The sequence below is a fragment of the Bradyrhizobium sp. ISRA436 genome, assembly GCF_029910015.1.
In the GTDB taxonomy this organism is placed as follows: domain Bacteria; phylum Pseudomonadota; class Alphaproteobacteria; order Rhizobiales; family Xanthobacteraceae; genus Bradyrhizobium.
In genome coordinates, this window is sequence record NZ_CP094519.1 from 6,420,919 (window position 1) to 6,433,746 (window position 12,828).

Consider the following 12,828-nt stretch of genomic DNA (forward strand, 5'->3'; position numbering starts at 1 on the left):
CCAGCCCGAGAAGACGTAGCGAGCGCGACAGATGCGGTCAAGAAAGATAGAGCGCAGATTCCGAGAGGTACTACAGGGGGTCAGGCCGACGGGTGGTACTGTTGCCGGCGCCCGCGTTGAGGCTCTGGAGCAGTTGCCCGACGAGCAGATTGAGCTCGTCGGCACTTTCGACAGCGGCGAAGACGTAGCGGTCGGGCCGCACGATCGCGCGGCAGGAACACGCCGCGCAGATCGAACGTGTCCGCCGGCGCGATATATTCACTGAGACGAAAGCCCGCGGCCATGTAGAACTCGCAAGCCTTGCGCACCTCCGGCGTCAGCACCTGATAGTGGTCGATCCGCAACGCCGAACCGCCGGCGTGGCGACTGAATTTGGTGGTCATGCGCGGCACGACCGGCATGATCGCGCAGAATTCCAATGGCGTGCCGGCGGGATCGACCGCGTGCAGGGTGCGGCCCTGATGCGGCGCATCTGCCCAGGTCGCCTGACAGCCATGCGCCTCGAAAACGGCCTTCAGCCGGTCGAGGTCGTCATCCAGGAAGACCCTCAGACCAAGCCGCTCGCATGCCGGGCCCCTGCCCTTGCGCAACACAAGACTATGATGACAGGCTTCCTCGACCCCGCGGAAATAGAGCGCGCCATCCTCTTCCGCGGTCAGGATCAGCCCGATCACCTGTTCGTAGAACTGCCGGCTCGCCGCGAGATCGCGGACCGTGAGGACGACATGGCTTGCCCGCGTGATACGAAACCCGGGGTCGTGGTCCGTGGTCGGGAGGCTCATGCGCACACCTTCTGATTTGCCGTCGCGATAGCAGTCATTGCGAAAAACCGACGAGGATCAAGCAGCGCGGCCGTAGGCAATGTTTGCCGAATGCTGCGCCGACGCTCGCCTCCCGTCGCGCATTTGTATCGATTTGTCAGCAATGCCGCCGCTTGGGAACCAAAGTGGCGCCACATGTTTCGGTTCATTTCAAAAATTCATATTTTGTCAAAGGTTTGCAGCGAACTTTTCGGCACGGCCACCGGGCCCAATCGCGCGGTATCTGCAATGCGTATGTACCTGAGTTCATATCTCGCGAAGCTGCTCGCAGGCGACCTGTCCGCCTTCGGCGCGCCGCCGACCGATGATGCGCTCGCAGGTCACATCCGGGCCGAGCAGGTTTCGCTGATCCTCGGCTATTCGGCCGGCATCATGCTGGCCAATGCCTGCAACGCGCTGGTGCTCGCTGTCGCGCTGTGGCAATCGCCCGACTGGTCCTTCGCCATGATGTGGGCGGTGGGAGTGAGCAGCGCAGCCCTGTTCTTCGGCCTGCAGGCGCGCGCGTCGCGACGCATCGCCAAGCCGCAGTTCGTATCGCGCCGGACCATGTACCGTCTGGTGCGCAATGCTTTGGCGCTGGGCACCGCCTGGGGCATCGTCCCGGTCGCCTTCTTCGCGGACGCTTCGAGCGGCGCGCAGTTGGTCATCACCTGCCTGTGCGCGGGAATGCTGGCCGGCGGCGCCTTCGCCTTCTCCACCATTCCGATCGCGGCGATTGCATTCACCGCACCGATCTTCGTCGGCACGGCGATCTGTCTCGGCCGGGAGGGTGATTTCATCTACCTGCTGGTGGCGGTGCTGGTCGTGGTCTACGGGCTCGTCCTGCTGCGTGGCGTCTTCGTCCACGCCTTCGAGTTCCAGCGACGGATTATTGCCCAGCATGAAGCCGAGCGAACCGTGCGGCAGGATCTGCTGACGCATCTGCCAAACCGCGTTGCCTTCAACGAAACGCTCGCCGGCGCCCTCAATCGGCTGACCCGGTCCGGTGAGGAATTCGCGGTGCTATTGCTCGATCTCGATCGCCTCAAGGAGGTGAACGACAGGTTCGGCCACCCTGCCGGCGATGAATTCCTGGTACAGGTCGCAGCCCGGCTGCAGCGATGCACGCGCGCGGCCGAGCATGTCGCACGCATCGGCGGCGACGAATTTGCGCTGATCATGTCCAACCTGTCCAGGGCGGAAGACGCGCTCGCGCTCGCCGAGCGGTTCGTGGCGGCGTTTGCCGACCCCTTCGTGATTGAGGGATGCGAGGTCACGAGCGCGATCAACATCGGCATCGTGCTGGCGCCGCGGGACGGCAACACGTCCCACGACCTCCTCAAACACGTCGACATCGCGCTCTATCGGGCGAAGAAGTCGGGACCCGGTACCATCCGCTTCTTCGAGGCGAGCGACGACAAATCGGCGCGCGACCGCAGGGCGCTGCAACGCGACCTCGAACGCGCCATCGAAGCGGACGAGCTGTTCCTCGTCTACCAACCCTTCCTCGATATCCGCAAAGGCCACATCACCGGCTTCGAGGCGCTGTTGCGCTGGCAGCACCCGGTACGCGGTCTGATTCCGCCGACCGTGTTCATTCCGATCGCCGAGGAGAGCGGATTGATCCACCAGCTCGGCGAATGGGTCATCCGCCACGCCTGCGCGACGCTGTCACGTTGGCCGGACGATCTCAGGATCGCCGTCAATTTCTCCGCCGTCCAGTTCCAGAGCGTGAGTATCCTGGAGACGATCGTGCAGGCGCTGACCGAGGCGAAAGTTTCACCGCACCGGCTCGAGATCGAAATCACCGAATCAATGCTGATATCGAAGTACGGATCGGCGCCCGCGATTCTGAACTCGCTGCTCGAGCTCGGTCTGACCGTCGCGCTCGACGATTTCGGCACGGGATTCTCGTCACTGACCTATTTGCGCAAGCTGCCGTTCAGCCGCATCAAGATCGACCAGTCCTTCATCCGCGACATGCTGACCCAGCCGGACTGCGCCGCGATCGTGAAATCGGTGATCGCGCTTGCGCAGGACCTGGAAATCGGCGTCGTGGCCGAAGGGGTCGAAACCGCCGACCAGCTCGAATATCTGCGTCAGACCAGCTGCGACGAGGTCCAGGGTTACCTGATCGGCCGGCCGATGTCGGCGAGCGAGATCTCCGCCGCGCTCGATCGCACTTCCCAGCAGTCCGTGCACGCCGCCTAGAGCATGATCCGGAAAAGTGTGAAGTGGTTTTCCGAAAAGATCATGTTCAAACGAGGAGCTAAAGCGCGATGACGATTCGATCCAATCTCATCGCGCTTTAGCGACGGCGTGAGGCGATGGGTTGCCTCAGGCCGGGTCCGCCCGGTGCAAAGTGTCCACCGTGATGATGCCGCGGGCGCGCGACACGCAGGCGCAGATCTTGCGGCCTTTCCGCCGCTCACGCTCGCTGAAGAAGACGTCGCGATGATCGATCTCGCCGTCGACATCGAGCACATCAAGCGCACATACGCCGCATTCGCCGCGGCGGCAGTCGCTCATCACCTCGTGGCCGGCGTCGTTGAGCACATCAAGCATCGTCCGGTCATGCGGGATCACGACCTCGACACCCTCCTGCTTCAACCGCACGCGGAATGCTTCGGTCGGCAGCAGCCCGCTCGATCCGAATGTCTCATAGCGCAGATCGGCTATCGGCCGGCCAGCGGCCTCCCAGGCGTGCCGCGCTGCGTCCAGCATCCGCATCGGGCCGCAGAGCAACGTCATCGCATCCTGCGACAGCGCCGCGAACACCGCACCGAGATCGAGCCGACGGCTCTCGTCGCCGGCGTAGACGATCAGGCGCCGGCCGAGCAGCGCTTCGAGCACGTCGAGATAGGCAGCATCATCGCGCGAGCGCACCGCATAATGCAGCGTAACTTCCGCGTTGCGGCGGGCGAGCGCCTGCGCCGCGCCGACGATCGGCGTGATGCCGATGCCGCCGGCCACAAGGCAGACATGCCGTCGCGTCCAGTCGAGTTGCACCAGCGATGTCGGCAGCGTGATGTTGATCCGCGCCCCCGGTTCGAGCGACCACATATAGCGCGAGCCGCCGCGGGACTCCGGCGCGCGGCGCACCGCGATCCGATAACCTTGCGCATCCGCTTCCCCGACCAGCGAGTAGGAACGCGTCTGCGGGCGTCCATCGATCGTGACGCCGATCTGGATATGGCTGCCGACCGGATAGGGCGCCACGGCGACGCGATCGGGGCGCAGCAGGAATTCACGGATGCCGGGCGTGAGGTCGCGCGTGGCGACGACGGTTGCAGGCGTCCAGGTCTCGATGAAGCGCATAAGACTCCCCGCTCAATCGGCCGCGGCCGATTTGATTAGTGCCAAGGCCGGTAACAGGTCGAGATGGGTCCGGTTGCGCAGCGCCAGCCGCAGATTGCGCGCAGCAAGCCGCGCATGCTCGCGCATGACGGCCTCTGCTCGTCCACCCTCCCGGTTCTCGATGGCGTCGACCACGACGCGGTGATGATCCTGTGCGATCAGCAGGATCTGGCGCGCCTCGGGCAAGGCCGATTGCGCCATCACGAAGCCGCTCGGCGAGGCGAACGGCAGCGCCGAGGCGCGGTCGATCTGCCGGATCAGCGGCGGACTGCGCGACAGCTCGGTAAGCAGCGCATGGAAACGCGCGTTCAGCGCGACATAGGACGAGAACGCCTCGACCGAGACCGGATCCTGGCGCACCAGGCCATCGATCTCGTTCAGGCATTCCTTCAACGGCTCGAGGTCGCGCGCGGACACGCCGCGTTCGGCGGCAAAGCGCGCGGCAAGACCCTCGAGCGTGCCGCGCAGCTCGATCGAGTCGAGAATGTCGCGCTCGGAGAATGCCTTGACCATGAAACCGCCCGACGGGATCGCCTCCAGCAGGCCTTCCTCCTCCAGCCGCACCAGCGCCATCCGCACCGGCGTCCGCGAGACGCCGGTGGTTTCGACCGCCTGCAATTCCGAGATGCGCTCGCCCGGACGGAGACCGCCAGAGAGGATCAGGTCGCGCAGCGCGAGCTGTGCGCGCACGGTCTGCGACACGGAGCGATCGGCCTCGCGTTCCGGCATTGCTCGCTCCTTGGCTACTCGGCCGCCTGCAGGTGCTGGGGCGGGTTTTCCTTCGCCACCATGCGATCGATGACGCGTCGCGCCCACATCGCGCCGGCATCGATGTTGAGGTTGTAGAACACGCGGTCAGGGTTCTCGTCCATGGCGCGCTGTTGCGCCTCGAGAATGATCTCGTCCTCGTGGAAGATGCCGGCGACGCCCTCGCGGATCTCCGTGGTCAGGCGCTGCTCGGTGAGGCGGTGATTGCGCACGAAGGCCCAGAAGTAGTGACAGGTCTTCTCGGTCTCGGGCGTGATGGTATTGAGCACATAGCCGTTGACGCCCGCCGAGCGGTCGCCTTCGGGTGCGCCCGATCCGGCCGGCGCGACGCCGACATCGATATTGACCGTGCATGGCGCCTCGAAACGGATGATCTGCCATCGGTCGACCGGACCCGGCTTCTGCAACTGCTTGGCCCAGAACGGCGGAGCCTCGATGCCTTTCATCCAGCGCGTCACCGTCACAGTCTTCTCGCCATGGGTGACGTCGAAAGGAGCTTCGGCGACCGCGTCATTGCCGATGCTGGAGCCGTGCACGAAGGTTTCGTGGGTGAGATCCATGAGGTTATCGACCACGAGACGGTAGTCGCACTTGACGTGAATGGTCTTGCCATCGCCGGCCCAGGCGGGATCGTCATTCCAGTGCATGTCGGGCACCAGTTCGGGGTCAGCGAGCGCAGGATCGCCCATCCAAAGCCAGACGAAGCGGTGACGTTCAACCACCGGATAGGCGCGCACGCAGGCCGACGGATTGATCGTCTCCTGCGAGGGCATGAAAGTGCAGCGGCCCTGCGCATTGTATTTCAGGCCGTGATAACCGCAGACCACGGCGTCGCCCTCGAGCCGACCCTTGGACAGCGGCACCAGGCGGTGCCAGCAGGCATCCTCCAGCGCCACGACCTCGTCGTCCCCCTTCCGATACATCACGACATGCTTGCCGCAGATCGTGCGCGGCAGCAGCGCATGCTTGATTTCGGCGTCCCAGCCGGCCGCGTACCACGCGTTCATCGGGAAGGGTTTTGACATAGCGGCCTCCAGGCATCTGATTTTGGGTACGTCATGTATACATAAATTCGCATATATGCGCAAATTCTGGTGTTAAATTACCTACATCCCCCACGTAGGTATACATAGCGGCGCAAATAATGAAGCTCGGGAGGAATTCGCGGTGGCCGAAGCTGGCCCCGCATTGGCCGCATACCCGCGACGCGGGACGCGCCTAGTTGCTCGGCGCCATTCGCGCCGGAAAAACTTAGAATTGGATGGAAGGCGACTTACGAGTTCGACGGTGAGCGGCTGGAAGCCGACTTCGTGTCCTTGATGCTGACCACGACGGCGATGCGCTTGACCAGGCCGCTGCGGTAGGCTTGCAGAAACTTGTCGTAGTGCTTGACCGAGATGCAGCCGTTGGAGTCGCCGTTCGGACCGAGCATGTAGCTGTGGACGAGCAGGCCGACGCGTCCGAACGTGTCGCTGCCGTCGACCGGGGTCATCCGCAACGCGGGCACACCGTGGAACAGCTTTTCGCGCGGCTTCATCTCATAGATGCCGGGTGGCGTCGCACCGGCGTTGCGGGCGTTCACATGCGCCGGATCGTCCAGCAGGTTGCCGAGACCGGAATGCGCCTCGAACTTGGTGCCGTCGGGCATGTACACGACGCGCCCGGTGATGTCGTAGACCGCTGTGGCGCTGTCGTAGCCGAGCGCGCTGAGGTTCGGGCTCGGACCAGACAGCAGCCCGTCATTCGGATCGAGCGAGGCCAGTTGCAGCTTTGCCGGCATCATGTCGGCAATCTTCTGGAAGAACGTCCGGTTATCGGCCTGCTGCACCGGCGCTGGCGGCGGCGGGGGCGGCGTATCGTTCCGCGCAATCAGGTTGGCCTCGGCCGGGCGGGATCGTGGCATCGGTATTGCTGCGACAGCCGGCGCGGGCGGCGGCAAGGCGGCTGTCTCCTCCTCCTGGGTGGGCAGATCGATCCACGTGTTGCGCAACTCCTGGCCAGCCAGCGCGTCTTCAATCTGGTCGAACTCGGTCTTGAAGTCAGCGCGATCCAAACGGATATCACGGCGCAGAGGATAATAGATCGAAGCCGAATTGAGCGTGGAGCGGGAGCCGAAGCGATCGTCGAAAGTCAGCGCGGCAGAGGTATTGGCCAACGCCGGCCCATGCAGCCAGGCGGCGGGATCAACGCCGACCATCCAGGCGGCAAAACCCGACGACAAGGCAAGCGCGCCGACGGCCAATGCCGTGCTGCCCACCAATGACATGCCGCGGCTGGACCTGCGCCCGGCAGCTTTCGTCGTTCGTTGACCCATCCATCCCCAAGTTCGGTGTTCTCGGGCCTGTTCCGGCCCATGTGGGATTCACCGAAACCTCAGTATATCAGGGAATTAGAGTAAGGCATAATCGAGACAGAGAGGGACGACAGCACGCTTTTTTAAGCTTCTGGGGGTGGAAAATACCCCGAGTCAGTGCCCAGAGAGCCTCAAACGGCGGAAAGCGTCCCGATTCGGGTCAATCCCCCTTCAGGCGATCTTCTCCTCCCGCAGGGCGAGAACCGGCACGGGCTTGCCGATGGCATAGCCCTGAACAAAGTCGACCCCGATCAGACGCAGCTCGTCGAGTTTGAAGCGGCTTGTTGCAACGCAATTCGCTCAAACTTTACATGTCCGGACGCTGAGCCTGAACCCAGTCCGGGCAACTCAGGGACGCAAGCTCGGCCTCGTGTTCGGCGCCGGTGCCTGCTCGATCTCGGCCTCTTCCGGCAGCTTGTCGGCATGGACCGCGAGCGGCGTCCCGATCCAGAGCGGATCGTCGCGATGATCGCGCCGCGGATTGGTCGTGTTGGGATGAACCAGGATGCTCAGGCTGCCGTGATTCAGCATCAGCCATGGCACGAGCGTGGGAAACAACTCGGCCGCGAACGCCACCTGATACATCGCCTGGTCGTGCGGGCCGACCTTGACGTCGTGCCAGCGCCCGAGCGTGACCAGGAAGCGTTCGCCGATCCAATTGCGCAGCTGCTCCGCCTCGCCCCGGCTGCTCGAGGGGTCGTAATAGACATGGGCGTGATAGCTCGCGATCTCGCCGATGGTGCGTGGCGCGTCCGTCATCTGGTCACCCCTCCCTCACTAAGGCCGGTCAGCAGGCTCTCGAACAGCGTGTGCGCGTCCTTCCGCAACTTTCCTGTCCTGTTTCCTGTCCTGCAACTTGCCTTTGCAGACGGTCACTTCCTCCGCAGCACGCTGAACTGGAAAGACTGCGTCGCGCCCCAGGGCGTGACGTGCCGATGCGGCTCCTGCGCGACCAGCTCGAATGCCGGACCAATCGTCCGGCTGAGCGTCACGGAATCGTAGCGCTGCACCGGCAGGCCACTGCATTTCTCCGGACCATCGAGCGCGAAGGTGCCGACGACGGCGTGACCGCCCGGCCTGACGCCGCGATTGAGCCGGTCGAGATAGGCCGAGCGGTCCGCCTCCTCGACCAGGAAATGAAATGCCGCGCGGTCGTGCCAGACGTCGAAGACTTGCTCTGGCTGCCAGAGAGTCGCATCGCGCGCGATCCAGCGCACGCCTTCGCCCGCTGCGCCGAGCCGCTCCCGCGCCCTCGTGAGTGCGGCATCGGAGATGTCGAGCACCGTCAGCGTATGAAATCCATCCGTCAGCAGAGCATCGACGAGGCGCGACGCCCCGCCACCGACGTCGACGATGGACGCGTCCCGGCTCGCGGCGACCGATTCGATCAGGCGCAGCGAGGGCTGCGGATCGGCTTGCGACCAGCTCACCTGCTGCTCGCCCTTGGTCAGGTAGACGGTCTGCCAATGCGATTGACGATCTGAGGCGGTCATGGCGAAGCGGTCCCGGCAGTCGGTGGTTGCGGGGCAAGCTGCGTTGCGCACCGATGACCATGACTTATGAGCCGCGATTACCCCCGTCAACCGGCCGCAAATGCCGCATTTGATTTGTCCGATTTTCCATCTAGCCTAGAGACAGGTTGAGATTGGGGCGCCCGCATGGCCACGTTTGGCTGGACACGCGTCAAGAAGCCTTCGGAGGATGCCGCCTTCGACTTCGGCGGCCACACCGACCCGTTGGCGTTTCTCGCCGCACTCGACAAGGCGGTGCCGCGTTATCTCGATCTCGTCGACAACGGCGCGCTGGTCTATCCGGCCTGCAAACGCAAGCCGGCAGACACAAACGCCGATGGCCGCGCGATCTGGGAGCATACGCGGCTCGAGGCCATGCGCTATCTCCCGATGGTGCCGCGGCAGGACACCGCGCTGCTCGTCGATCCCGCCCGCCAGGCCGAGACGATCGACGCCTTCCTGCGGCAACGCCCGCACGAGGACACGATCATCGATTTCACGGGCACTGCGATCGAGGATTACGGGATCGCGATCTACGCTGCGCTGAACTGGCTGAACCATTGCGGGGCCCTCTCGGGTGCCGATCCGCAGAAATTCTCCGGCACCTTGCGCAGCTTCCGCAGGGTCATGGTCGTCGCCCGGCAGTGGTGGGCGATGGATGGTGCCGCGGAGCGTTGCCGGCAGATGCTGCAAGCGGGCCAGCGGCCGCCGCTGGTGTTCTTCCTGCTATGGGCCGAATGCACCAACCTCGCGCGGGAGATTGCGATCGCGGTGACGCCGGACGACGGCGCCTCGCGCCTGAAGTCGGCGCAGGATCCGGAGGATCTTGCACCATGACCAGCCACGTCAGGCAGGATCGCTGCCGGCGCAGCGCAACCAGCTAGACGGCCGCCTCGCTGCGCGGCGGCTTCACCGGCGTCTTGCCGCGCCGCAGGAACGTGACGCCGATCTGGTCGCCGTTGACCCAGGCGAGCTTGCAGCGCCGGTACGCGAGCCCCTTCGAGGAGAGCGGCAGAAAGAACTCGACCAGGTTCAGGCCCTCGATCGAGGCGCCGACGGTCAGCCTCGCCCCATTCTCGGAGACGTTGTCCATCGTGCACTCGCGCCGCCACGTGCCGTCGATCGCCATTAATTGCGCGGGCATCGGCTGCTCGAACCTGATCCGCGATGATGATCGTCGCTCCTGCCCGGTCATCGTCGGCAGCCGCCTGCTACGCGACCGAATCGGCCTCGGCGGAGGCCGATTGAGGCTCCCTGGTCTTGCGCGAGATGAGCCGCACCAGGTCCTTCTGCTTGTAGGTCTCGACGAACTTGATCGCGAATCCGTTCGGAAGATGCCTGACTACGCGCCCGATGCACGCACCGACTGCGAGCGGCATGCCGATCGGCGGCTGCACCTCGGAAGACACCGCCGCCCCCGACTGCGAAACGTCGATCAGGAAACAACCTCGCGTGCTGCCGTCGGCCAGCGTCAACACGGCGTGCGGATTCGAAGGAACGAAGCGCGGATTGTCGCGCACCTCGCGGATGCTAGGATCCTTCTGCCTCTTCTCGATCCAGGTCAGCTTGTCGGCGAACTTCTCGCGCATCGCGCGAGTCATCTCGAGTTCGAACAGAAAGCTCCCGCTCATGGTGTCGGTGATGGAGCCCTCGAACCTGCCGAACTCCTCAAAATACGACGTCAGCCGGTCCCCGATCTTGCCGACCACCGGGACGTCGACAATCATGCGGAACGGCGAGACGCGCTTTGTGCGGCAGGCGAAGGTGCGCAGCCGGCCCTGCGCGTCGTACCAGTTCGGCAGCGTGTAGCTGCCGTCAACGATGATCTTGACCGCGCGCTGCTTGAGAAACTTTTCAACAGACACGGCAAGGCCTCGCTGGACGTGATCTGATCGCACAAGTTTCGGACGGATTGACTTTCCTAGCCGGCCCCCGGGTTCGGTCCAACCGTACCGACGCTCCGCCGGCAGCGGACGCTGCGGCTTACGCCACAACCTGGCGCGGGATCGGTCCCGGCGGACGGGTGCAGCACGGTTCTACCGGCAAATTGCTAATAAAAACTAAACCCGGGACGGACGCGGGCTGCGGCCACTCTAGCGCTCAACCCTTTCCCGGATGTTTATTTCTCACACCGCACAACTACGGAGAGCAGAAAAGCCATGCAAAAGCGCGTTCCGCGTGTATCAGGTCGTCTCCCGAGGCGGGATGACTGGTGGGCGGTTTTCGCTAGACTCGCGATTGAGGGGCAAGCTCGGATGCGCCTGTTCGAGTCGCTCCTCGATTCCTGAACCAGACCGGACCGCCGCATGCCCAACATTCCCCAGAAATCGCTCGCCGACGGCAAGATCTTGCAAAGCGTGGTCGACGGCGTCGGCGTCATCACCTTCAACAATCCCGAGAAGCGCAACGCGATGTCGCTGGAGATGTGGGAAGGCTTTGGCGAGGCGCTGGCAGCGTTGCGCGATGATCCCGGTGTCCGCGTCGTGATCCTGGTCGGCGCCGGGGACAAGGCCTTCGTCTCGGGCGCCGACATCAGCCAATTCGAGAAGACCAGACACAACGCCGAAGCCTCGGAGGAATATTCACGGCGCAGCGCCGCCCAGCGCGCCCTGCTCGCCGACTATCCGAAGCCGACCATCGCCTGCATCCGCGGCTTCTGCCTCGGCGGCGGCATGCAGGTCGCGATGCTCGCCGACATCCGCATCGCCGGCGCAAGCGGCCAGTTCGGCATTCCCGCCGCCAAGCTCGGCATCGCCTATGGCTATGACGGGCTGCGCCACCTGGTCTCGCTGGTCGGCCCATCCTGGGCGCGGCTGATCATGTACACGGGCATGCGGATCGATTCCGCGGAGGCGCTGCGGATTGGGCTGGTCGATCGGGTGCTGCCGGATGCCGAGCACTGGGACGCGACGATGGAGATCGCGCGCACCATCTCGGGCAATGCGCCGCTCGCGATCAAGGCCGCCAAGATCACCATTGCACAGGTGCTGAAGGATCCTGACGACCGCGACATGGCCGCGATCAAGCAGATCGGCATCGACTGCATGGACAGCGAGGATTTTCGGGAGGGCCGGCGCGCCTTCATGGAAAAGCGCAAGCCGCAGTTCAAGGGCCGGTAGGACAGGGTGACTTGCACCTCGCCACGCTTGCGGGGAGAGATCGCACAGTTCCGTCCGCCCTCGCGACTGACGCCACCTGTTTCTGCTAGCTGACCGGGACCGTGTAGTTGAGGATCAGCCGCCCGCCATCCGGATAGATCGTCTGGCCGGTAATGTAGGAGGCATCCTCGCTGGCCAGGAACGCCACGACCGAGGCGACCTCGCTCGGCTGGCCGCACCGGCCGGCCGGCGTACGCGACAGCACGCTGCGCCGCGCCTCCTCGGAGGAGAAGATCGCGTTTGCCACCATCTCGGTCAGGATCGTGCCGGGCCCGACCGCCACGACGCGGATGCCGTGCGGTGCCAGCGCTACCGCCGCGACCGAGGTAAGCTGCTTCATCGCGCCCTTGGACATCGCATAGGTCGCAAGCGAGGGGATCGCGAGCAGCGCGTTGACCGAGGACATGTTGACGACCACGCCTCCGCCGCCCTGCGCGATCATCTGGCGGGCCGCGGCCTGGACGCCGAAGAACGCGCCCTTAAGGTTGATCCCCATAACGTCCTCGAACTCGGCTTCGGTGATCTCGAGGAAATCCCGATTGCGCGCGACGCCGGCATTGTTGACCATGACGTCGAGCCGGCCGAATTCCTTCACGGCCGTGGCGACGATACGGTCGACATCGGCGCGCTTGCTGACGTCGGCCTCGACGGTGCGCAGGTCATTCGCAGGCCCAAGCTCGCCGGCCGCCTTGGCCAGCGCCGCACCATCGACATCCGAGATTACGACCTTGGCGCCATCGGAGAGAAAGCGTTCAGCGCAAGCCTTGCCAATGCCACGCGCCGCGCCCGTGATGGCGATGACCTTGCCGGAAAACTTCATGGGAGTGCCTCCAGGAAAAGAGCTTTCCCGGAGCAATAGCGCATCATGCGGCGACAGGGAA

General features: G+C 64.4%; 13 protein-coding genes. 3 read left to right on the forward strand and 10 right to left on the reverse strand.

Translation table 11 applies throughout. The annotated features are described in order from the left end of the window. Window positions 1-80: 80 nt before the first annotated feature. A complete protein-coding gene (locus tag MTX23_RS29900; protein ID WP_280973710.1) occupies window positions 81-782 on the reverse strand; it encodes a VOC family protein in 702 nt (233 codons plus the stop codon). Between the two features lie 267 nt (window positions 783-1,049). On the opposite strand from MTX23_RS29900, the gene MTX23_RS29905 reads away from it, so the two are divergent. Then, window positions 1,050-3,011 (forward strand): EAL domain-containing protein, encoded by a 1,962-nt coding sequence (locus tag MTX23_RS29905; RefSeq protein WP_280973711.1) that lies wholly within the window; start codon window positions 1,050-1,052, stop codon window positions 3,009-3,011. A 126-nt stretch (window positions 3,012-3,137) separates the two neighbouring features. Here the strand turns inward: MTX23_RS29905 and MTX23_RS29910 are convergent, their stop codons facing one another. The 6 genes from MTX23_RS29910 to MTX23_RS29935 all read right to left on the reverse strand — a co-directional run bounded on the left by MTX23_RS29910 (window position 3,138) and on the right by MTX23_RS29935 (window position 8,771). Beyond that, a complete protein-coding gene (locus tag MTX23_RS29910; protein ID WP_280973712.1) occupies window positions 3,138-4,118 on the reverse strand; it encodes a PDR/VanB family oxidoreductase in 981 nt (326 codons plus the stop codon). Between the two features lie 12 nt (window positions 4,119-4,130). Beyond that, complete coding sequence (locus MTX23_RS29915; RefSeq protein WP_280973713.1) at window positions 4,131-4,886, reverse strand: GntR family transcriptional regulator; 756 nt, start codon at window positions 4,884-4,886, stop codon at window positions 4,131-4,133. Between the two features lie 14 nt (window positions 4,887-4,900). Then, window positions 4,901-5,950, reverse strand: coding sequence for an aromatic ring-hydroxylating dioxygenase subunit alpha (locus MTX23_RS29920; protein ID WP_280973714.1), 1,050 nt, complete (start codon window positions 5,948-5,950; stop codon window positions 4,901-4,903). A 248-nt stretch (window positions 5,951-6,198) separates the two neighbouring features. Next, the gene (locus MTX23_RS29925; protein ID WP_280973715.1) at window positions 6,199-7,191 is read right to left on the reverse strand and encodes a DUF2778 domain-containing protein; all 993 of its coding nucleotides are present in this window, start codon (window positions 7,189-7,191) and stop codon (window positions 6,199-6,201) included. Between the two features lie 435 nt (window positions 7,192-7,626). After that, the gene (locus MTX23_RS29930; protein WP_280973716.1) at window positions 7,627-8,037 is read right to left on the reverse strand and encodes a DOPA 4,5-dioxygenase family protein; all 411 of its coding nucleotides are present in this window, start codon (window positions 8,035-8,037) and stop codon (window positions 7,627-7,629) included. A gap of 113 nt (window positions 8,038-8,150) precedes the next feature. After that, window positions 8,151-8,771 (reverse strand): class I SAM-dependent methyltransferase, encoded by a 621-nt coding sequence (locus MTX23_RS29935; RefSeq protein ID WP_280973717.1) that lies wholly within the window; start codon window positions 8,769-8,771, stop codon window positions 8,151-8,153. A gap of 165 nt (window positions 8,772-8,936) precedes the next feature. Between MTX23_RS29935 and MTX23_RS29940 the strand changes: the two genes are divergently transcribed. Next, entirely contained in the window at window positions 8,937-9,626 is a 690-nt protein-coding gene (locus MTX23_RS29940; protein ID WP_280973718.1) for a hypothetical protein, read from the forward strand. Between the two features lie 43 nt (window positions 9,627-9,669). On the opposite strand, the gene MTX23_RS29945 is transcribed toward MTX23_RS29940, so the two are convergent. Beyond that, window positions 9,670-9,933, reverse strand: a complete 264-nt coding sequence (locus tag MTX23_RS29945) for a PilZ domain-containing protein (RefSeq protein ID WP_280973719.1) — start codon at window positions 9,931-9,933, stop codon at window positions 9,670-9,672. A 67-nt stretch (window positions 9,934-10,000) separates the two neighbouring features. Further along, window positions 10,001-10,654, reverse strand: coding sequence for a PilZ domain-containing protein (locus tag MTX23_RS29950; RefSeq protein ID WP_280973720.1), 654 nt, complete (start codon window positions 10,652-10,654; stop codon window positions 10,001-10,003). A gap of 441 nt (window positions 10,655-11,095) precedes the next feature. Between MTX23_RS29950 and MTX23_RS29955 the strand changes: the two genes are divergently transcribed. Next, on the forward strand, window positions 11,096-11,908 hold the full coding sequence (locus tag MTX23_RS29955; protein WP_280973721.1) for an enoyl-CoA hydratase: 813 nt from the start codon (window positions 11,096-11,098) through the stop codon (window positions 11,906-11,908). An 85-nt stretch (window positions 11,909-11,993) separates the two neighbouring features. On the opposite strand, the gene MTX23_RS29960 is transcribed toward MTX23_RS29955, so the two are convergent. After that, window positions 11,994-12,767 carry an SDR family oxidoreductase gene (locus tag MTX23_RS29960; protein WP_280973722.1) on the reverse strand — a complete coding sequence of 258 codons (774 nt, stop codon included), beginning with the start codon at window positions 12,765-12,767 and terminating at the stop codon, window positions 11,994-11,996. Window positions 12,768-12,828 lie beyond the last annotated feature (61 nt).